Annotated in this window: 21 protein-coding genes; 11 read left to right on the forward strand and 10 right to left on the reverse strand. The window is 56.3% G+C overall.

The features are described 5' to 3' along the window. Both AAC01S_RS19600 and AAC01S_RS15210 read left to right on the forward strand, forming a co-directional pair. A partial coding sequence (locus tag AAC01S_RS19600; protein ID WP_169794065.1) for a hypothetical protein occupies window positions 1–754 on the forward strand: 754 nt, incomplete at its 5' end. 276 nt (window positions 755–1,030) lie between these two features. After that, window positions 1,031–2,305 carry an MFS transporter gene (locus AAC01S_RS15210; RefSeq protein ID WP_067624297.1) on the forward strand — a complete coding sequence of 425 codons (1,275 nt, stop codon included), beginning with the start codon at window positions 1,031–1,033 and terminating at the stop codon, window positions 2,303–2,305. A gap of 497 nt (window positions 2,306–2,802) precedes the next feature. On the opposite strand, the gene AAC01S_RS15215 is transcribed toward AAC01S_RS15210, so the two are convergent. The 4 genes from AAC01S_RS15215 to queF form a co-directional block, all read right to left on the reverse strand. After that, window positions 2,803–3,207: an NUDIX hydrolase gene (locus AAC01S_RS15215; RefSeq protein ID WP_067624300.1), complete on the reverse strand. Its 405-nt coding sequence runs from the start codon at window positions 3,205–3,207 to the stop codon at window positions 2,803–2,805. Between the two features lie 116 nt (window positions 3,208–3,323). After that, window positions 3,324–3,695 (reverse strand): VOC family protein, encoded by a 372-nt coding sequence (locus AAC01S_RS18945; protein ID WP_169794066.1) that lies wholly within the window; start codon window positions 3,693–3,695, stop codon window positions 3,324–3,326. Window positions 3,696–4,411: 716 nt separating this feature from the next. Beyond that, a complete protein-coding gene (locus AAC01S_RS15220; protein WP_067624303.1) occupies window positions 4,412–5,521 on the reverse strand; it encodes a YheC/YheD family endospore coat-associated protein in 1,110 nt (369 codons plus the stop codon). A 94-nt stretch (window positions 5,522–5,615) separates the two neighbouring features. Next, window positions 5,616–5,969: a preQ(1) synthase gene (queF, locus tag AAC01S_RS15225; protein WP_067624306.1), complete on the reverse strand. Its 354-nt coding sequence runs from the start codon at window positions 5,967–5,969 to the stop codon at window positions 5,616–5,618. Between the two features lie 133 nt (window positions 5,970–6,102). Between queF and AAC01S_RS15230 the strand changes: the two genes are divergently transcribed. After that, a complete protein-coding gene (locus AAC01S_RS15230; RefSeq protein WP_067624309.1) occupies window positions 6,103–7,590 on the forward strand; it encodes an NOL1/NOP2/sun family putative RNA methylase in 1,488 nt (495 codons plus the stop codon). 94 nt (window positions 7,591–7,684) lie between these two features. After that, a complete protein-coding gene (locus AAC01S_RS15235; protein WP_067624312.1) occupies window positions 7,685–8,626 on the forward strand; it encodes a malate dehydrogenase in 942 nt (313 codons plus the stop codon). A 1-nt stretch (window position 8,627) separates the two neighbouring features. Here AAC01S_RS15235 and AAC01S_RS15240 read toward each other — a convergent pair whose 3' ends face one another. Then, complete coding sequence (locus tag AAC01S_RS15240) at window positions 8,628–9,500, reverse strand: 3-hydroxyacyl-CoA dehydrogenase family protein (RefSeq protein ID WP_083511856.1); 873 nt, start codon at window positions 9,498–9,500, stop codon at window positions 8,628–8,630. Window positions 9,501–9,641: 141 nt separating this feature from the next. Between AAC01S_RS15240 and AAC01S_RS15245 the strand changes: the two genes are divergently transcribed. The 3 genes from AAC01S_RS15245 to AAC01S_RS20120 all read left to right on the forward strand — a co-directional run bounded on the left by AAC01S_RS15245 (window position 9,642) and on the right by AAC01S_RS20120 (window position 11,168). Beyond that, entirely contained in the window at window positions 9,642–10,010 is a 369-nt protein-coding gene (locus tag AAC01S_RS15245) for a DUF2089 domain-containing protein (RefSeq protein WP_067624318.1), read from the forward strand. A gap of 4 nt (window positions 10,011–10,014) precedes the next feature. Beyond that, window positions 10,015–10,974, forward strand: coding sequence for an SHOCT-like domain-containing protein (locus AAC01S_RS15250; RefSeq protein ID WP_067624321.1), 960 nt, complete (start codon window positions 10,015–10,017; stop codon window positions 10,972–10,974). Window positions 10,975–11,039: 65 nt separating this feature from the next. Further along, on the forward strand, window positions 11,040–11,168 hold the full coding sequence (locus AAC01S_RS20120; protein WP_281178143.1) for a hypothetical protein: 129 nt from the start codon (window positions 11,040–11,042) through the stop codon (window positions 11,166–11,168). A 68-nt stretch (window positions 11,169–11,236) separates the two neighbouring features. Here the strand turns inward: AAC01S_RS20120 and AAC01S_RS15255 are convergent, their stop codons facing one another. The 3 genes from AAC01S_RS15255 to AAC01S_RS15265 all read right to left on the reverse strand — a co-directional run bounded on the left by AAC01S_RS15255 (window position 11,237) and on the right by AAC01S_RS15265 (window position 13,094). Beyond that, a complete protein-coding gene (locus AAC01S_RS15255) occupies window positions 11,237–12,025 on the reverse strand; it encodes an SDR family NAD(P)-dependent oxidoreductase (protein ID WP_067624324.1) in 789 nt (262 codons plus the stop codon). A 126-nt stretch (window positions 12,026–12,151) separates the two neighbouring features. Continuing rightward, on the reverse strand, window positions 12,152–12,442 hold the full coding sequence (locus AAC01S_RS15260) for a hypothetical protein (protein WP_067624327.1): 291 nt from the start codon (window positions 12,440–12,442) through the stop codon (window positions 12,152–12,154). A 106-nt stretch (window positions 12,443–12,548) separates the two neighbouring features. Next, the gene (locus AAC01S_RS15265; protein WP_067624330.1) at window positions 12,549–13,094 is read right to left on the reverse strand and encodes a peptidylprolyl isomerase; all 546 of its coding nucleotides are present in this window, start codon (window positions 13,092–13,094) and stop codon (window positions 12,549–12,551) included. Window positions 13,095–13,233: 139 nt separating this feature from the next. On the opposite strand from AAC01S_RS15265, the gene AAC01S_RS15270 reads away from it, so the two are divergent. Together AAC01S_RS15270 and AAC01S_RS15275 are read left to right on the forward strand one after the other, a co-directional pair. Then, entirely contained in the window at window positions 13,234–14,181 is a 948-nt protein-coding gene (locus AAC01S_RS15270) for an aldo/keto reductase family protein (protein ID WP_067624333.1), read from the forward strand. Between the two features lie 71 nt (window positions 14,182–14,252). Beyond that, entirely contained in the window at window positions 14,253–15,521 is a 1,269-nt protein-coding gene (locus tag AAC01S_RS15275) for a molybdopterin molybdotransferase MoeA (protein WP_067624336.1), read from the forward strand. On the opposite strand, the gene AAC01S_RS15280 is transcribed toward AAC01S_RS15275, so the two are convergent. Next, window positions 15,452–16,288 carry a YheC/YheD family protein gene (locus AAC01S_RS15280; protein ID WP_067624339.1) on the reverse strand — a complete coding sequence of 279 codons (837 nt, stop codon included), beginning with the start codon at window positions 16,286–16,288 and terminating at the stop codon, window positions 15,452–15,454. The two genes, AAC01S_RS15275 and AAC01S_RS15280, sit on opposite strands and share 70 nt — an antisense overlap. 218 nt (window positions 16,289–16,506) lie before the next feature. Between AAC01S_RS15280 and galU the strand changes: the two genes are divergently transcribed. Both galU and AAC01S_RS15290 read left to right on the forward strand, forming a co-directional pair. After that, window positions 16,507–17,400 carry a UTP--glucose-1-phosphate uridylyltransferase GalU gene (galU, locus tag AAC01S_RS15285; RefSeq protein WP_067624342.1) on the forward strand — a complete coding sequence of 298 codons (894 nt, stop codon included), beginning with the start codon at window positions 16,507–16,509 and terminating at the stop codon, window positions 17,398–17,400. A 148-nt stretch (window positions 17,401–17,548) separates the two neighbouring features. Next, window positions 17,549–18,388 carry an NlpC/P60 family protein gene (locus AAC01S_RS15290; RefSeq protein WP_245630246.1) on the forward strand — a complete coding sequence of 280 codons (840 nt, stop codon included), beginning with the start codon at window positions 17,549–17,551 and terminating at the stop codon, window positions 18,386–18,388. A gap of 77 nt (window positions 18,389–18,465) precedes the next feature. Here AAC01S_RS15290 and AAC01S_RS15295 read toward each other — a convergent pair whose 3' ends face one another. Then, window positions 18,466–19,401, reverse strand: a complete 936-nt coding sequence (locus AAC01S_RS15295) for a GNAT family N-acetyltransferase (RefSeq protein WP_067624344.1) — start codon at window positions 19,399–19,401, stop codon at window positions 18,466–18,468. Window positions 19,402–19,786 lie beyond the last annotated feature (385 nt).

Raw genomic sequence — 19,786 nt, forward strand, 5'->3', positions numbered from 1 at the left:
CTATATGACATCCACGAATGGCAAAGCACACTTCGACGCCTATATGGCATCGTATACGAATCCCGGCGTTCCTGCCTCAGGACGCGTCACGCTGCCTCCCTCGATCACGGTGTATGAAGCATATGGGCAGTCGATCACGACGTATCAGCCGATCGTGAAACAGCGCGTCACGTGGATGAAGTTTGCCGAGGTAAACCAGCAAACCTATTACGCTACCAATCCAACGAAACCCCCGTTTGTTCAGGCAGTAGGGTTTGTTAGGAATCATGTCGTTTACGCGATCGCCGAAACACCAGGAGGCAATATTTCGCAAAGCACGCTTCTGAAGTACCTCGAAAGCATGACTCAGGCGGCACCGGTGAACGGGGTCAGCATATCTGCAATGGGTTATCAGAATGCCCTGAAAAACATACACTTCCAACCGTTTATCCCAAGTTCGCTGTATTCGACATACAGGTTGGAATCCGCAATTGGCAATGTTGTCACGACGAGCAAGGGAACCACACAATTTGTCGAGCTGTCCTTTGAACCGAAACACAATCCCTATCGGCAATCTATCGAAGTCACTGAAGCTCCGCTTACAAACAAGAATAATCAAATTGCGTTCCCATCCAATGTCGTTGGCCCCGTTTCCACATGGAAGGATCAACAGCGAGGATTGGAATTCAGATTGACGGGAGGCACAAATTCGGCTGAATTTCATCGTGTTTTGAACATGTTTAAAACGACCCATGAAACGGCGGCCAAAAATTGAGCCATGATTCTTGTGCTCCATAAGCGCGAAAATCGATGGATGGCTTGACTAGGCCGGGCCAGCCCAATACAGCGGCGGAGTACGCAAGAGGCGTTTTGCAAATCATCACGGGTGATTTGAAAAAATGATTCGTGTTACAGTGTAACTAAGCCTCAGATTTCAGGTCAGATCGGAGTATGATATGTGGATTGAAGCCTGCGTCAAACACAAGAATTGCACGGGCCATTTTTTCCTGGAAGGAGTTGATGCGACTAAAAAATAAAGGAGACATACAGAATGGAATATTCCCACCCGCTATGGAAAACTTTGCGGGCTCTCAAAGGAAACCAGCGTGCCCTGGTCGTTACCGAACCCTTATGGTCTGTTCCCAACAACCTGTTCGCACCGTTCATATCCGTTTACATGGTGGCCATCGGATTAAATGGGGAACAGATTGGTACAACGGTAAGTGTCGGCCTGGCCATGCAACTCGTTTGGGGATTGTTGTCCGGGGCAATCACCGATAAATACGGCAGACGTAAGATGATGCTTGTCTTCGGGGTGCTAAGTTGGACTATCCCCTGTCTGCTTTGGGCGATAGCACATAGTTACACGTATTTCATGGCAGCGGTTGTGTTCAATAGTATGTGGCAGGTCACGGGAAACTGTTTTACGTGCATGATTGTTGAAGACAGCGATACAGATAACCTTGTGAATATCTGGGCGTTGATTAATCTAACAGGATTAGTAGCTGGCTTCATTTCGCCTATAGCCGGTATCTTCATTGACAAATTCACACTGGTGCCGACCATGCGAGCGATCTACATCTTTTCCATGGCGATGATGACGATAAAGTTTTTATTGCAGTATTACATGTCATATGAGAGTTCGACTGGCAACCGGCGTATACAGGAATGTAAAAACACATCAATCTTAACTCTGACCTTCAGCACTTGGGGCGTATTTATTTCCGAAATGCGCAAACCACGTTTGTTGTTGTGCGTGATTCTAATGGCTCTGCTGAACAGCTTCAGCACCGTACAGGTAACGTTTTGGCCGCTATTCGTTACCAAGACGTACCACGTGAGCAATTCGATGCTTTCTGTTTTTCCGTTGGCGGGTTCTCTCGCTACGCTTGTGGCTTACATGTTCGTGGTTCCACGCATGAACATTCGGTCAGTCCGATATCCACTTTTTGTAGGACTCGGACTCCATGCGGCAGGGTTAATCGTGTTACTACTCGAAGAACCGCTGCGAACTAACCTCTTATGTATAGTGTTTCTCTCGGCGATTTTCGAGTCTTTTTCCGTGGCACTGTTAGGTCCTTTGACCGAATCAATGATGTCAGTCGTTGTTCCTGGTGAGGAGCGAGCACGTATAAACAGCTTTATATTTGCCGTAATCCTCCTCATAAGTACTCCCGCCGGGTGGATAGCCGGTTCTCTCTTTCAAGTAAATCATGTTCTTCCCATAATTTTAAATTTATGCTTCATTGCTCTTGCAGCAATCCTGTCGCCGTTCATAGTGCGTGTAATACGCCCCAGGCATGCTCACAATACAAAAATTGGTTGACCCTAGTTATGGACTGATAGATGTACCCATCGGGTATGTCTATCAGTCTCTTACGGCGTGGACATTTCATTCTGTCACTTCGCAAACGCTGCTGCCTGTTGCCGCTCGGATGATTGGGCGGTGAAATTCCGGGTGCCATTGTCGGTTGGGATCGACACGGACGTTGTACGCACTTTGTTGGTCTTTGGAAAGATAAAAGAGGCCACCTTAGGTGCCCGCCTGCAGGCGTGCTCGTCTAAGTGTATGTCCACCTCGCCATGTAGGTTCGGTTGCGCATCAGCACGAACGCACCACTGCACCAAGCGTCTTCGTCGAAAGGATCGCGTACCGTTCTAGGGTTCATGAAATCCCGCAGACTTATGGCAACCCGAAAATTACGCAGATATTACGCCAAGATGGCGAACGCATTAGTCACTTATGGTTTTCATATTCTGTTAAACTGCTCCAAAAGCGACAGAAACAGCTTCGATTACCGAGGTGTAAATATGCAGACATTTTTAAATGAAAGATGAAAATTCCAGTAGCCCCATCAGTAGGTTATAGTCTTCTGGATACTGCAATTGGAGTTGCCCAATGTCCGTTCGGGATACCCAGTCTATGTCGCCGATGAGGTCATCAGGATCCTGAAACTGTTTTGACCCTCCAATGAGTCTAACCAAAAAGTAGTGTACTTCCGCGTCCCATTCTCCCCATGTTTCCTTTTTTGTAGTGAGGTGACGCACAACTTCGACCTTGTAGCCTGTCTCTTCCCATACTTCCCGAACACAGCATTCTTGGAGTGACTCATTTAGTTCCTGTCCACCAGAAGGAACTGACCATATATCGTCATCTTTTCCTTTCACCATCAACAACTTACCGTCGCCGTTAATACAACACCCTGCCGCTCCAACCCACTTTGGCAATATTACTTCCTCCAGCCAGATGTATTTGCTTGTTTGTTTCTTCTATTCAAAAATGACAGAACATTATGACATAAAAGCCTCAACTTGCGACAGAAGCGGAGGTTATTCATGCACCTTCATCCCAAAAACAGGGTTTTCTGGTCTGCAAAGCAGATAGGGTTTCCAAATGGGTCTTTGGTATAGAAACACTGTTCTCCCCAAGGTTGAGTTTCAATACTTCCATCGACTGGACATCCAGTCTTCTTCACACGTTCATACGTGTATTCTGGACTAGGGACCGCAAAATAAACAGGGTCAGGATTAGATGGTAGGGTGAAGGAATCACCGTCAGCTTTCGGGTCAAAGCAAGCTAAAATTGTGCCGCCACAGTTAAAGTAATGCCTACCCGAAGAAACCCTTGAAACAGGTATATCAAAGATGGACGCATAAAAACTGGACGCTTGCTCAATGTATGAAACAGGTAAAATCACTGGATATAACCTAACCAATACTCCCCCTCCTATGTATGTTGCTTTCTTCAGTTTACCGTTACCTAAACACCGAGGAATCATGTACAGTCGCTCAACTTCTACTGGCATCGGCGTGTTTCTGATGGTGCTGGATGCACACATGATACCAAAATTTGATCGTGACGATACCCACGAGACGCATATCCAGTGACGTCGCTGTTGATGACTGTAATGAATGGCATTAGATGTGATAACCGGAACTTCTACAAGTCTTTATGGTCTCTACATCACCATTTTCGGCGATGGGCTAATCATGTGTATTTTATGCGCACTACGCTCTTAAATTTGAAGTACGCGCTCATAGCGGGTGAACCTTGAACCAGTGGCGCCAGCCCATGCCCGTCCGTGCCACCCTCCCCATCATGCGTGCTAAGTTTCACGTCCATCACACGTGGTGATTCCCCAAATTTCGACAAGAATTTCGAGAGACCTCTCGATAGTATCTGGGCCCTACCACATTGCTGGGAACATCGTAGGTTCGACATAGGCTGTTGGATTCCTGATTCCGCATATGAAAACGAATATGCCTCAGTGGTTTATTCAAGGAGTGTCGTGATTCTCCCTTGGTGTCAAGCGTTTCGGGCGTATGATCGCGGCGGGATCGGGCACGCATCTGGTTGCGCCGACACCTGAAGCGGCCGATCCGTCGCAAGGCTGCAATTTCCCCCTGCTTCCCCCATCCCCAGGGCCCGCCGTCACCGCTTTCGCTTCGCCAGATACACCGCGAACCCCGCCGTGTACTCCGCCAATCTTTCTAGCATCGGTCGATTCAGGAGAGAGCGGGCGGGCTTGGGATTCATCTCGATCATCGAGATCGTGCCATCGTCCTCCACGCCCATGTCAAACCCGACCAACCCGACGGACGGGTGCCGCTTCGACAAGACGGCCGCGATCTCCTTGGCCCGCCTTTCGAGCGCGGCCCACGGCACCTGCTTGCCCTCTCGCGCCGCGGCCTGCTCAAACGCCTTCACATCGCTGCGTTCACCGCCTGCGATCACGTTGGTCACAACGCCATCCGTCGCCGCCAATTTCGGGACGATGCCGACGAGTTGCCATTCGCCGTGGCGATCGCGATGGAGAACGACTCGAAAATCCACTTTGCGTCCACCGACTGTCATCAGATGCAGCCCGCGCTGCAACAAATATCCGCTTCGATGCGCATGGGTCCACTTGTCGAGTTCCTCCGCGGTCATGATGGTGCGTTTGTGGCGCGTGGCCGATTTGGTTCGGTCCACACTCATTCGATACGTGCCGTCCGGCTGGCGCTCGATGCGGTGGACATTCAAACCGCCGTAGCCGCCAATCGGTTTGACGTAGATGGTGCCCCACTTTCGCAGTCGATCTCGAACCTGCGCCGCGCTGCTCAGACGCTCCGTTGTCGGCGTGTAATCGGCCAGTCCGGCCGCCTTCAGAACGGAGATCATCCGCCACTTTCCAGGAAGGATTGGATTATATAGAGGAATGTTTCGCTTCGCTGCCTGTCGTCGGAGTTCGCTGACATAGCCTTGTACAGCGAGATGCACAAACACATTTTCATAAATCACATCAGGGAGACGAACGCTGCGATTGACCCAATCGCGCTCGGGATGTTGAGGATCTTGCGGTGTCCAGGCGTCGATTGTGCCGTTGTTCCAATCCACCGAATGCGGGTCAAACAAGCACACCCGAGCGCCATACTGTTTTGCCGCCGCCTGGGTGATTCGGACGTACTGCTGGGCGGGTCGGCGGACCCGCTTGCCTCCAGCGATCGTTCGTAATTTCGGCTTTACCGATGTCGCGATGCCAATCCAAGTCACGGAGTCCATCAGTCCACACACCTCGCTCACAAGCCCAGAACAGTATATGTGAGCGAAAGGGAGTTGACTGTGCATCCGTCTACGGCAGGATGCCCGAAACGCGTCAGCGGGTGTACTCCACCGTGACCTTTGTGTGAATGCCGCCGCGAATGGTAAAATCGCCTACGACCTTTGCGTAGCGCGGTTCGCTCGCTTCCACAAAATCGTTCAGGATGCGGTTGACGCAGTCCTCGTGGTAGTTCGCCTCGTTGCGGAAACTCCACAGGTACAGCTTGAGCGATTTCAACTCGACGAGTTTGTCCGCGGGCTGGTACTGGATATAAATGGTCGCAAAATCCGGCTGCCCGGTCATCGGACACAGCGTCGTAAATTCCGCGCAGTCCATTTCGACCGTGTACACCCGGTTCGGATGTGGATTTGGCACTGTTACCAGCGTCTTGCTCGGTTGTGTGAGCATATGCGTCACCTCTCGGTATTGGGAATCTAGTTTTCGCAAGTTCCGCTCGTAGATTCAAGCGGTTTCCGTCTCACTATACCGACACGCTGGCGTGATCGCAATGGAAAATCCCCGTGAAAAGAGGTGTGGTTGGATGACGCAGAGCCCCCGCGTTTCCGGCACAAGGAGCGGTTCACCCCGCTTGCCCGCCGCGTTCGTCGAAACCATGCGCAAATGGCTCCAGGACGAAGCGGAGGCGTTTTTCGAGAGCTTCGAGAGACCTGCCGTGCGTGGAATGCGACTGCGGACGTTTGGCGAAGCTTCGGCGCAAACGACGTCTGTCGAACGCATTCCTGATAGTCTTCGCGGTTTGCTCGGCGATCCGGTGCCTTGGGCGGCGAACGCCTTTTATATCGATCACGACTCGCAGCTAGGCAAACACCCGCTGCACGAAGCCGGCGCATATTACTTGCAGGAACCATCGGCGATGGCTGTCGCGCTGGCAGTGCAGCCAGCCGCGGGAGAACGCGTGCTGGATCTCTGCGCCGCGCCAGGCGGCAAGACGACCGCGCTCGGCGCCTTGCTCGACAGGCGCGGCGGCGGTGTGCTGGTGGCCAACGAGATCCACCCCACGCGGGTGCTGGCCCTGGCTGAAAACGTGGAGCGCATGGGCGTGTCGGCCGCCATTGTCAACGAACAGCCGCAGCGGCTCGCCGACGCGTGGCCTGGTCAATTCGACGCCATCCTCGTCGATGCGCCCTGTTCCGGGGAAGGGATGTTTCGCAAGGATCCAGAGGCCATCGCGGCCTGGACGGCAGACGCTCCGCGAAGCTGCGCCGAGCGCCAACGCGAGATCGTGCACTCCGCCGTCCAGATGCTCAAACCAGGCGGCCGCATCATCTACTCCACATGCACGTTCAATCCGGAGGAAAACGAAGGCATCGTCGCCTGGATGTTGAAGACGTTCCCGCTGGAACTGGAAACACTGCCTGATTGGCCGGGCTGGAGCCCTGCTCGCAGCGATTGGGCGGACGAAGGGATCGATCTCTCCGGCGCACGGCGCCTTTGGCCCCATCAGGCGCGCGGCGAAGGCCATTTTGTGGCGCGTCTCAAGCTGACTTCGGCCCTGAAAGACGAGCCGGCGGGTCGCACCCGTTCCGCCGGGGCCGCGCGTGGGGCGCGAAGCTCGCGTAAGGAAGCCGTCCTGCAGATCCACGAGAGCGAGTGGACGAAGTGGCTGCGCGATTTGCTCGTGGATGTCCCACCGCATCTCGCGAAACCGCTCGTCCAGGGCGAGATTGCGTACGCGGACCTGCTCGGCCCGCTCGCCAACAAAGGGCTGCGCGTGCTGCGGCCCGGCGTGCCGGTGGCCGTGATCGAGAGCAAGGACCGCCTTGTCCCTCATCACGCGCTCGCAAAACACCTGTCGCCGTCACACTTTCGCCATGCGTACGTCTGCGACGGGGCCGAAGCGTTGGCATACTTGTCGGGCAGCGCGCTCGACAATGCGGCAGGACTCAAAGGATACGTCCACGTCAGTTTCGATGGACACGGACTCGGTTTCGCCAAGGGGGTCCCGGGCAGACTGAACAACCTGTACCCGAAGGGGCTGCGATCCAACCGACTGATCCTGCCCCAATAGCCGATCCTGCCCATCCGCCCGATTTGATCACTTTTTGCGCCACCTGCCCGTACGATGTTCGCAGAGGTTCCATACCGATCAAGGAGTGGGCAAGGTGGCGAACAGGACAAAAGTGACGATTTTCGGCGCGGGCGGAACGGGCGGAGCAATCGCTGAACTGCTCGCCCTCGACAACTTTGGAGAGGTCGTCCTCATCGATACGCAACGCGCACTGGCTGAAGGCAAGGCGCTCGACATCGGGCAGGCTGGCGCGATTGCCGGACGCGATGGACGAGTCCTGGGCGGGGATGACGTTCAAATGGCGGCGGGATCGGACATTGTCGTGGTGACGGCCGGGATTGGCCGGAAGCCGGGACTGGCCCGTGAAGAGTTGATTTCGGTGAACGGCGGCATCATGCAGGAGATTGCGAGGGCCATCAAGCAATTCGCGAGCGACGCATTCGTCGTTGTCCTGACCAATCCAGCGGATATCCTGACGCGTGTGATGTGGGAAGAGACCGGATTTCCGGCCCATCGCGTCATGGGACAGGGCGGCATTTTGGACAGCGCTCGTCTGGTGACGGCGATCTCAAACGTGACAGGCATCAGCCAGAACGACATTCGGGCGATGGTGCTCGGCGGCCATGGAGATCACATGCTGCCCATCCGTCGATTCACAACCATCCACGGAGTTCCGGCGGATGAATTCTTGACCGAGGAAGATTGGGAAGCGTCCGTCATTCAAACCCGTTACGGCGGCGGCAAAATCCTGGAGAAGTTCCAAACGCACGGCGCGGCCGTCACGCCGGCCCATGCGGTCGTGACGATGATCCACGCCTTGACTTCCCCAATCGCGCGCCTGCTGCCCGTGTCCGCGAAGAGCGACGGCGCGTACGGTCTCCATCCGGACGTCTTCATTGGACTTCCCGTCAGACTGTCCAACCGCGGAATCGAGCGGATTGTCGAAGTGGAATTATTGGAGGAAGAGTTGCGCCAACTGCATGAATCGGCGGCAATCATGAACGAAGCCTTCCAGGCTTGGAAGGCCGCTCAGTGAATCACGGCGCGTCCGACACACCGTCGCGATATGTATAGAAACCTTCACCGGACTTGCGTCCCAGCTTCCCTGCCCGAACCATCTGCCGCAGCAAGAGAGGCGGTCGGTACTTCGTATCGCCCGTCTCCGCCAGGAGAGACTCGGACACCGCAAGCAGCGTATCGAGACCGACCATGTCGGCCAACGCCAAGGGACCCACTGGATGGTTTGCCCCGAGTTTCATCCCCGCATCGATGTCGTACTTGCTCGCCAAGCCGTCCTGCAGGACGAAAATCGCCTCGTTCAACATCGGGACCAAAATTCGATTGACGACAAACAAGGGAGAATCCTGAACCGCAATCGCTGTCTTCCCAATTTCTTCGACAATCCCCATCGCGGTCTCGAACGTCTCTTGATCCGTTTGCGCACCCCGAATGACTTCCACCAGTTGCATGACCGGTACAGGATGGAAAAAGTGCAGGCCAATCACCCGTTCCGGGAATTTCGTCGCCCGCGCGAGTTCCGTCACGGAGAATCCAGATGTGCCCGTCGCGAAGATGGTGCGTTCGCCGCAGATGGCTTCAAGCTGGGCGAGCACCTGCTTTTTCAACGCCATGTCCTCCGGTACAGCTTCTATCACCAAATCGCTGTCTTTGAGCAGGGACAAATCCCCCGCGACGCGAATCCGCTTCAACGCTTTCTCACTTTCTTCATGGGCTAACCGCGCGTTTCTCGCCCGCGCGGCCAGCCGCTGGCCAATGTGAAACATTGCCTCGTCGACGATGGATTCATCCACATCGTAAAGAATCACATGGTACCCAGCCACTGCGAATACTTGGGCAATGCCGCGGCCCATCGTTCCCGCTCCTACGACTCCTACGGTTGCTACCTCCACGAATACTCCTCCTCGCCCCTATTATGGCACAAAGCGAGTCTTGACAAGGGAAGATTTTTTGTCGAATCGGCACAATCGCCGCTTTCGATCGCATATTCAATATGTTAATGTACACATATACAAATTGAAGGAGTGACCTTCATGAATAGAAAGTTGCCGACCGTTTGTCCGTCGTGCTCCGCTCCGATGATGGTCACGGAGCTGACGTGTCCGGACTGTGACACAAAAGTTCAGGGCCGCTTTGCCCCGAGTCCGCTGTTTCATATGACCCCGCCGCAACTCGAATTCGTCGAAGTATTCCTGCGTTGCCGGGGGAATATCCGGGAAGTCGAGCGAGAGCTGGGCATCTCCTATCCGACGGTCCGATCCAGATTGGACGAGGTGATCGAACAGTTGGGCCATGAGGTGCAGCCCGTTTCGTCAGACAATCGGGCCTCGGACTGGATACGGAAGTTTGAAGACGGCGAACTGACGTTCGAAGAGACGCTGGAAGCTATCAGAAAGGGATGAAACTATGGAAGAGCGGATGAAAATTCTCCAATTGGTGGCGGAAGGCAAATTGACGCCTGAACAGGCGGACATGCTGTTGGACGCGCTGGACAACAAGCAGTCGCCGAAGAATGATTCGAAGATGGCGTGGGACAGGGCGACCGACGAACTCAAATCGCTTGGAACGCAAATGTCGAGCGCGTTGATGCAAGGCTTAAGCGAACTTCGCCGCGGTCTTGAAGTCAATCTCAGCAACCTGACCTTTGGCGAAACGGTGAACGCGTCCGTGGAGCATGAGTTTCCCGCCGGGATCGACACGCTGCACGTAACCACCACCAATGCCAGAGTGCGCCTGGAACACTGGACGCAGCCGTTTGTCCGCGTCTACGTCCACGCCGATGTTCGCGTCGAAGAACCGCACCGCGCGAAAGAGGAATTGCAGGCGGCCGTGGTGACAAGCGCCGTCGACGGGCAGGCGATTTTGGAATTGCGCACGAACACGGAGCGCGCCAAGATCGGATCGTCGCGGATAGACGTCTATCTGCCCGATTCGATGCGCACTGTGACGGTAAAATCGCGAAACGGCGCCACATTTGCAGATCACATCGAGGTTCAGGAGCTGTCGCTCGACACGGTCAACGGCCAACTTCGCCTGGATCACACCAAATGCGTGACCATGCGCTTGACCACCCAGAACGGCTCCATCCACCTGTTCAACGCGCTTTGCGACGAGGCGCGCGACCTGTTTGCGACATCGCGAAACGGTGCCATTCACGTCAACGGCCTGCCGAGTTCGATTCCGATTCAGGGTACGGCGAAGACGATCAACGGGAATGTCCAGGTTGTGCATCCATCGTTGACTGTGCTCTATGATCGCGACGACCGGAAAAACCACTGCACCTTCGAGCGGGGACAGATGGGCGACGAAGTGAACGGGCTGTCCGTATATTTGGAAACCAAAGTTGGGAAAATAACCGTGCAATGACGATCAGCCGCAGGTGCGTTGCCGCAAGGTTGACGCGCCTGCGCTCGAATGGAGGAATCTCGCGTATGCGGGACAGTTTGCTTTACTTTATTTTGGCCTTCGTATTCGCGATCTACTTGACCTGGCGCATATCGTCCAATTTCCGGCGGACACTGCGCGAGCGGGCAAGAGCCGATGAAGAACAAGATCGCTGACCCGTTGTGAACTTGCATCCTGTGCAATCGCACCCTATCGATGCGGTCGCCGATCACGCCGCAAGCCCTCATTTTCGCGAAGTCGACTTCGGATTTGGCAAGGAGTCTTTCGCCACGATTTCCCTCGCGCCCGTCACTTCGATGACGGTGCCGTTCAATTCCTGGCTTTCCTCCTGCAAGAACAGATTGACGATGCGTGCGACGTCTTCACCCACGGGCGGTCGCAGACCTTCCTCCGTGTAAACGCCTTCGACGTCATCAAACATGCTCATTTTGTCTTCTCCGCGAATATCTCCAGGACAGACCATGTTTGCCGTGATTCCATACGTCCGCTCTTCCCGCGCGATGGAGCGCGTCAGCGCGGCGAGTCCCGCTTTCGCGGCCGCATACGCCGCTCTGTAGCGCCAGCCCCGGGCTTCTCCAGCTCCGTCGTAACCGACGGTGACGAGCCGGCCGAACGAGCGGGATCGCATGTCGTCGATCACGCCGCGATACAGCCAGAAGAAGTTGGTGAGATTGCCGTGCATCATTCGCTGCCACATCTCGTCGTCGTATTCGGCGAGCGGCTTTCGTTCGAATACGAACGGTCCGAAGTTGTGAACCAAGGCGTCCACGTGGGAGAATTCACGCTTTGCGGCGGAGAGGGCGGCCATGACCGAATCGCGATCAAACAAATCGCAGGCGATGGCGAGCCCTTTCACGCCGAGTCCACGGACCCGCTGTTCGAGCGCCAACGCTTCCTCCCGACTGGCGCCGTATGTAAACGCGACATTCCACCCTGAGCGGGCAAGGGAAAGCACCATGGCGTGGCCAAGGCCCTTTCCTGCAGATGTGACAAACGCAACTCGACCTGACATGGCTTGTCCTCCTTCAACGCACACATCACACAACCTCTCAACCGTCGCCGAACGATATACTCAGCAGCCGGCGACGGGAACGCGCCAGCCGGCGGCCGCCAGCCAAACGCCATTCCCTCTCGGACATTACCACCAATACGGCCCCCACCAGGGATAGAGAGCCCAAGCTGCCAGCCACGGGATAAAGAACAACGGCCAGAATACCTCTTGTGCGTCGACATCGCCGGACGCGTTCGACAAGATCTGAGCGTTCACTTCGGTCGATCCGGACGCCGGCCGCGTTCCCCCGCGATGCAATTGAAGATACATTCCGTTATGATCCACGTGATGCAGAATGCCCCGATGCACGCCGTACGCGGAGTGCACGATCACCGGACGCCCAATATGCTGCTGTGCCAGTGCTCGGATATTTGCCATGTCCATCCGCCTCCTCACACGTTTGTAGTAGATTACGCAACGTGTGCGTGAATGGCCTGGACGAATAGGAAATCCGAGCCGCATTTGGGTATCCGGTTAGGTGCGGTTACGCGCTGTACTCGACGATCTCCACGCGCTCGATATGGACCGGATCGACAGGCTCGCTCTGCTCTCCAGAAGCGCCTCGGCGAACCGGAATCGCCGCGATGGCCTGGACGGTGTCCATCCCTGCGGTCACCTTGCCGAACACGGAATAGTACGGCGATCGGTTGAGATTGCGGCTCATGTCGCCGGTACAGATGAAAAATTGCGATCCGTTGGTATTTGGGCCCGCGTTAGCCATGGCGACGACACCAGGCTCGTACTCCAGCGCAGGCGGCAACTCGTCGCGGAAACGGTAGCCTGGGCCGCCTCGCCCTGTCCCCGTCGGATCGCCGCCTTGAATCATGAATTCCTTGATGACCCGATGAAAAATCACGCCATCATAGTATCCTTCACGCGCGAGAAAGACGAAGTTGTTGACGGTTAAGGGCGCTTTGTTCGCCAACAGCTCGATGGTGAATTCGCCCTTGTCCGTATGTACGATAGCCTCATAACGGCTGCCTTCGGCCAGTTGAAAGTCTGGCGCTTTATCGTATTGCTTTGCTGCCATTCGTTACACCTCACAATGACCGCTTACAGCGGCCGTTCGTACACACAGCTTATCACAGACAAGTTTTGGAGCAAAAGTCGACGCAAAATTGCGAACGCGATTCCCGACACGATACAATGAACGACGGAGGTGGACAACCATGCAATATCGCAGACTCGGCAAGAGTGGACTCAAGGTTTCGGAAATCGCGCTTGGAAGTTGGCTTACATACGGCACCGTGACCGAACGCGAACAAGCAATCGCATGCGTCAAGCAAGCTTACGATCTCGGCATCAATCACTTCGATTGCGCCAACGTCTATGGCTCCCGTCCGCACGCGGCGGAGGAAGTCATGAAAGAAGCGTTGAAACCGTACGCGCGCCAAAGCTACGTCATTACGACCAAGGCGTTCTGGCCGGTCGGCGACGGCCCGAATGATCGCGGCTTGAGCCGCAAGCATATCATCGAGCAAGCCGAACTCAGCCTGAAGGCGCTCGGCGTGGATTATGTCGACATCTTCTATTTCCATCGTTTCGATCCCGATACCGATTTGGAAGAAACGCTAAGGGCCATCGACGATCTGATCACCCAAGGCAAGGTTCTCTACGCGGGCCTGAGCGAATGGCCGGCGGACAAAATCGCCCAAGGCGTTCAACTGCAACGCGAATTGCGCTTGCACAAATTCGCCGCGAGTCAGCCCATCTACAACATGTTTACGCGCTACATTGAAGATGCCGTCGTCCCCATTTGCGAAGAGGCCGGCATCGGACAAGTCGTCTTTTCGCCGCTCGCGCAAGGCATTCTCACAGGCAAGTATCGCAAAGGTCAGGCAGCGCCTGCCGGATCGCGCTTGGCGACCCCTGGCGTCAACAAGTTTATGAACGCGAACGACGAAGTCCTCGACAAAGTCGAACGACTCGAAGCCATCGCGAAAAAGGTGGGCATCAGTCTGGCCCAACTCGCTATCGCGTGGACCCTGCGCCTGCCGAACGTGGCGAGCGCGTTGGTCGGTGCAAGCCGTCCGGAACAAGTCGTGGAAAACGCGAAGGCGTCAGGCGTTTCATTGCCGCAGGAGATTCTCGACGAGATCGAGGGCGTGCTGAAGTAAGGACCGCCGAAGCGAGTCGCTGAAGCGAGTCGTGCAAACCAGTCATCGACGGAATTTGGAAGGAATCGAACATGGACATTGTCACGTTTGACGAAGCCACAGCCATTGTGGCGCAACTTGCAGTCGCTCCAGAGCGAGAAGTGATCGATATCTGGGAAGCGGACGCGACGAGCCATCGCGTGGCCGCGGCGGATATTCATTCACAACTGGAACTGCCGACGTTTGATCGGGCCATGATGGACGGATACGCCATTCACCGCGACGATCTCGCGGCCACGGGAGCGCTGCGCGTGATCGGTTCCACGGCAGCGGGCGAGGCTCGGGCAATGTCCATTCGTTCCGGCGAAACGGTGCGGGTGCGGACGGGTGCGCCCGTTCCGCCCGGCACGGCCGCCGTCGTTCGACAGGAGTGGGTCGAGCCAGTCGGCAGTCCTTCCACGGCTGCAGGCACCCCGGAATCGATTCGAATGCTGCAGCGCGTCCGCGACGGCGAATCCGTGCAGCGAGCAGGCGAAGATGCCCGACGGGGCGATGTCATCGTGCGGCGCGGAGACGTGATCGACGGGCAGAGCCGTGCTGTCATGCGAGCCTCGGGCGTACGGTTGATTGAAGTGTTTCGGCCGTGCCGAATCGCCATCGTCTGTACAGGCAGTGAACTGATTGCGCGACACACCGAAAATCTGCCGATTGGCAAGGTATTCGGCGCCAGCGAAGCGTTCTTGCGATCCGGCGTGGAGGCCGCAGGGGCCACCGTCGTCAGCGTCGAGTATGTCCCAGACGATTACGCTGCCATTCGCGATGCCGTGGCACGCTGGATTGGCTCCGTCGACTACGTGCTCCTCACAGGCGGCGCGTCTGTTGGCGACACCGACTTTGCGCACCGGTCCATCGCCGCGCTCGACGGGATCGAGCCTATCGCGCTCTCTCGCATCTGGATTCGCCCTGGCGCACCGTTTGTGGCTAGGCGCGTCCATCGAACCACGGTGTTCGCCATGTCGGGAAATCCCGCGGCGTGCTTCGTGCAATTTCATGCGCTCGTGCTGCCTGCCATTTTGCGCTCGCTTGGTCACGCGCACGTCGAACCGTTCCCATTCGCCGCGCGCTTGCGCGAGGATGTGCGTCTCAAACCCGTGAAGCACGTTCGCCTGCTCCGATCCGTAGCCGCCTTCGACGGCGTGGAACTCGCCGTGCAGCCGCAAGCCAAACAATCGTCAGGCAGCGTCACCGGTTTGGTTCATGCCAACGCATTGATTCGTTTGGACGAAGCCGTCTACAATCGCGGCACAGTCGTTCCTTTGCTCTTCACCCGGCCTTTCGCCTTCCCCTTCTCTCGCGCTTGATTGCGCCTGGCCCGCTCAAACGCGCCCCAGCGGTACTGGATCCGCCGATAGGCCGCCAAGTTTGCCTTGTTTCGCTTGAACAGCGCATGGCTTGGGGCCGTATTCTGTTCCAACAGCCAGATCCGCCCACTCGTATCGACGGCGACGTCAAACCCCAACTCCCGATACAACTGATACGTATCAAAGTGGCGTGCCCACACAAAACCTAGGGACTCAAGGCGTTTCGCGACGCGATCCGCACGCTCCCTCGACCACCCCAACGCCTTCGTCAACGCCGGCGGCACATCCATCACCGTGCCGCGGCTCAACGCGGTATTGGTGACAACGCTTCCTGGGCCTGCCACTTTGGCCAGCATGCCGGAATACAGCCACCTGCCGCCAGGCTTTTCCCGCTGCATCATGACGCGTATGTCCATGGGCCTGCCGTGAACTTTCGCCAAATCGATGCCCCGCTGCACGATGTACATCTTACCGCCACGCAGCGCGTCGATCCTGCGAATGACTTCGTCCACGCGGGTGAATGTGTTCGCCGCCAGCGTGGTCTTCTTCACCGAGTAGCGTCCGTTGGCACTGCGCCAGACTTTGATAATTCCCTTGCCCTGGCTGCCAGCTACCGGTTTGACGTACAGCGAGCGGTACCGGTTCAACATGTCGCGAAACGCCGCGTGCGAGTACTTTCTGGTCTCTGGCAGATACGGACGAATATCCTTGTTTCTGTAGAAGAACTGATACAGCAGCCACTTCCCCATTTCGGGCTTCTTGCCCACGCGCAATCCCCACCTCACTCACGGACAATGACCATCACGCCACGGTATGCCGGAACGACGACATTTCGACAACTCCATTTGCCCTGCCGCAGCCCAAACACGGACCAAAATCCGCATAACAAAGGAATTCCTTACCAAGCCCTGGCGTATCGGTGAAACTATGGGTAAAATATGAAGGACAGGCACCTGATTGCCGATCATCGTCAGGAGTGAAAGACATGAAAGTACGGAAGGCGGTCATTCCAGCCGCAGGCTTCGGCACGCGGATGCTGCCAGCAACCAAGGCCGTGCCGAAAGAAATGCTTCCCGTTTTAAATAAACCCTGCATTCAGTACATCGTTGAGGAAGCGGTGTATTCCGGGATCGAAGAAATCTTGATTATCACCGGGCGGGCGAAAAAGGCGATTGAAGATCACTTTGACCGTTCGCCGGAATTGGAACTTCATCTCGAGCAAAGCCGCAAGTCGACGATGCTGACGGAAGTGCAGGCCATTTCCGATCTCGTCGATATCCACTACACGCGCCAAAAGACGCCGCTCGGGCTGGGGCACGCCATCTTGTGCGCAAAGTCGTTTGTCGGCAACGAGCCGTTTGCCGTACTCCTCGGAGACGATATCATTCAGGCCGACGAGCCGGTGACGCGGCAGTTGCTGTCGCAATACCAGGACACGGATCGCGCGTTGCTCGGCATCCAGCCAGTTCCGACGAAAGACGTGTCCAAGTACGGCGTCATTGAACCCGTGAAGGGCACAGCAGCGACGAATGTCCCGCTCCCCGTCCATCGCATCATCGAAAAGCCGTCCGAAGCGGAGGCACCGTCCAATCTCGCGGTGCTGGGGCGATACGTGCTTCCACCGACCATCTTTGACGCGCTCGAGGACACGCCAGTCGGCCACGGCGGAGAACTGCAATTGACCGACGCCATCGAACGCCTTGCGGCCCTCAACCTCGTCGACGCGTACCAGTTTCAAGGCATCCGCCACGATATCGGCAATTTGGAAGGCTGGTTGAAGGCAAATCTCGCTTTCGGGCTGGAAGATCCGAACCTGGCTTCGTCCATGCGCGCCTGGCTTGCGGACGATCACATTCGCAGCCGCTTGGCCAGCTTCTGAGTCCGGATCGCCGCATCAACGCAACAGTCCATTGAGCAGATTGGGTATAATCTCCCGATCTGCTTTTTTAATGGTTCAATTTACATAAAGGTGCAATCGCGTGTCGACCCGAATTACACAACATCTCACTACGAAGGAGAGTCGACCCGTGAAACGAGGAATCATCACGATGGCCGCATCATTAGTTACCCTCGCAGCGACAGGTATAGGCGTTACATTTGCAGCGTCCACAAGCTACACCGTTCAGTCAGGCGACACACTCTACAAGATTGCTTCCGCCGAAGGCGTCTCGCTGGCTGCTCTGGAAGCTTCGAATCCGCAAATCGCAAACCCTACGAACATCTATCCAGGAGAGACATTGTATCTTCCATCGCTTTACACGGTTGAATCTGGGGATACGCTATACAAAATCGCAGTCGCGAACAACGTCTCCTTAAGCGCATTGGAAAGCGCGAATCCACAAATCACGAACTACACGAATTTGCTCGTCGGTCAACACATCTTCATTCCTGTCAGTGCATCCTCGACTTCGAACACCGACGCTTCAAGCACCAGCGCTTCGAGCACTGCGTCGACAGCCGCGACCGCTCAGAACATCATCAGCTACGCCAAGCAATTCATTGGCACTCCCTACGTTTGGGGCGGCGATTCGCCTTCAACCGGGTTCGATTGCTCAGGCTTTGTCGAATACGTGTATGGACACTTCGGCATCACCCTGCCGCGTGAGTCGCACGATCAAGCCACCGTTGGCACACCTGTCGCGGAGTCGGCCCTGCAGCCAGGCGATCTACTGTTCTTCAGCGACACGGATTCCTACGCAAGCGAATACGCGAATCAAGTCACCCACGTCGGTATCTATATCGGCAACGGCTCGATGATTGAAGCGTCGTCGGCAAACAATGACGAGGGCGTCGTGATCGTCAACAACGTGTTCGGCAATTCCTACTACGTCTCGCATTATTACGGCGCGCGACGCGTGATTTCGTAAGCCAACGTCTGTCGCCGACAGCCGACATCAATGGATATCGATTTTGAAAGAAATGGGCCCCCGCGGGCCCATTTCTTTCACTCTGGGAAGTTGTATTCCTGGTAATCGCGGATGGGCTCGTAACCGATGTTCATGTAGATTTTGTTCGATGTTGGATTCTCGAGATCGGTGAAAAGAGAACAAAAGGCGTAGCCCTCGTCGAGCAAGGTCTGGCTCAAGGCGGCCACACAGGCTGTCGCGTACCCCCGAGAACGGTGGGTTGGCGGCGTATAGACGCAGTTGATCACGACGCCGTCCTGCGTGGGTCGCGTCTTGCACGCCATCGACACGGCACGGCCATCGACCTTCCAGAGAAACGCCCTGCCCTCGTTCACCAGCCGTTCGGCCGCTTGCATCGCCGTCTCCAAGGTCAACGCACCGTGGAGCGCCTCCGCCTCCATCGCATGAAGGAAACGCCCCACGCTCAGCACGTCTTCCGGTTGGGCTCGAAACAAACGCCCCATGGCCGTTCCCCGATCCCGGACCTCCGTCAGCCGATAGAGCCGCATGTGCATGTCCTTCACCAACGCCTGCCCAGTCTCGTGGAGCCAAACGTCCGCGAACAAGTCGGCCAATTCCTGCGGGGCAACCAGCTTGGAGATGCGGCCGCGAACCGGATCGATCTCGACTTCCGGCCACGCCATCGAACCACTCGCCGTCACCGGCACCGAGCGCATTTCGCGCTGCCACGCGCCGAGATCGATCACCAGCGCCCGAACCATCTGAGCAGTCACGTCATCCGTCCCATACACGCAGAGCGGCAAGCCGTAGCCCATGATGGCAGCCATCTTCACGGTGCCGCCATCGTCGTCGATCACGGCGCCGAAATAGCCAGGTTGCTGGTGGACTGGCAGCGTGGAACGCATGCGGTACGCGTTGGAAAGAATCAAGTTGGTCTCGGGATCGCGCGGAGCCAGAAAGGACTCGCATCGTTCGAGAAAATCCCCGGCGTCGTCGAATCGCAACATTGCCATACAGGTGTCCTCCTCCAGTCAGCGCAAAGGATGGTGCATTGACTATACCAGTTATCGCGCAGAAGGTGATAGGACAAATTGGCATCTCAGGGAGGCGGGTGGGGGAGGCGTGAGGGGCGTGAGGGGCGTGAGGGGCGTGAGGGGCGTGAGGGGCGTGAGGGGCGTGAGGGACGTGGGGGCGCGGGCGGCGAATAAGCGGCCGTGGGCCGCTTATGTGTGTCGAATCGCGCGATTTGCGTCAAATAAGCGGCCGTAGGCCGCTTATTCCGCTGAATCCACCCCATTCCAGCAGCAAACGTGGCAAATAGGCGGCTGACGGCCGCTTATTTGCCTCGCGTCCGACGATTTCGTCGAAATAAGCGGCCGGGGGACGCTTATTTGTTCG

Source organism: Alicyclobacillus acidiphilus NBRC 100859, assembly GCF_001544355.1.
GTDB classification, from domain to species: domain Bacteria; phylum Bacillota; class Bacilli; order Alicyclobacillales; family Alicyclobacillaceae; genus Alicyclobacillus; species Alicyclobacillus acidiphilus.

Bases quoted from the DNA above. Each gene is read 5' to 3' on its own strand.
- AAC01S_RS15210 (WP_067624297.1), top strand. From the start codon at position 1,031: ATGGAATATTCCCACCCGCTATGGAAAACTTTGCGGGCTCTCAAAGGA.
- AAC01S_RS15220 (WP_067624303.1), bottom strand. From the start codon at position 5,521: ATGGACTCCGTGACTTGGATTGGCATCGCGACATCGGTAAAGCCGAAA.
- queF (WP_067624306.1), bottom strand. From the start codon at position 5,969: ATGCTCACACAACCGAGCAAGACGCTGGTAACAGTGCCAAATCCACAT.
- AAC01S_RS15230 (WP_067624309.1), top strand. From the start codon at position 6,103: ATGACGCAGAGCCCCCGCGTTTCCGGCACAAGGAGCGGTTCACCCCGC.
- AAC01S_RS15245 (WP_067624318.1), top strand. From the start codon at position 9,642: ATGAATAGAAAGTTGCCGACCGTTTGTCCGTCGTGCTCCGCTCCGATG.
- AAC01S_RS15250 (WP_067624321.1), top strand. From the start codon at position 10,015: ATGGAAGAGCGGATGAAAATTCTCCAATTGGTGGCGGAAGGCAAATTG.
- AAC01S_RS20120 (WP_281178143.1), top strand. From the start codon at position 11,040: ATGCGGGACAGTTTGCTTTACTTTATTTTGGCCTTCGTATTCGCGATC.
- AAC01S_RS15255 (WP_067624324.1), bottom strand. From the start codon at position 12,025: ATGTCAGGTCGAGTTGCGTTTGTCACATCTGCAGGAAAGGGCCTTGGC.
- AAC01S_RS15260 (WP_067624327.1), bottom strand. From the start codon at position 12,442: ATGGCAAATATCCGAGCACTGGCACAGCAGCATATTGGGCGTCCGGTG.
- AAC01S_RS15265 (WP_067624330.1), bottom strand. From the start codon at position 13,094: ATGGCAGCAAAGCAATACGATAAAGCGCCAGACTTTCAACTGGCCGAA.
- AAC01S_RS15270 (WP_067624333.1), top strand. From the start codon at position 13,234: ATGCAATATCGCAGACTCGGCAAGAGTGGACTCAAGGTTTCGGAAATC.
- AAC01S_RS15275 (WP_067624336.1), top strand. From the start codon at position 14,253: ATGGACATTGTCACGTTTGACGAAGCCACAGCCATTGTGGCGCAACTT.
- galU (WP_067624342.1), top strand. From the start codon at position 16,507: ATGAAAGTACGGAAGGCGGTCATTCCAGCCGCAGGCTTCGGCACGCGG.
- AAC01S_RS15295 (WP_067624344.1), bottom strand. From the start codon at position 19,401: ATGGCAATGTTGCGATTCGACGACGCCGGGGATTTTCTCGAACGATGC.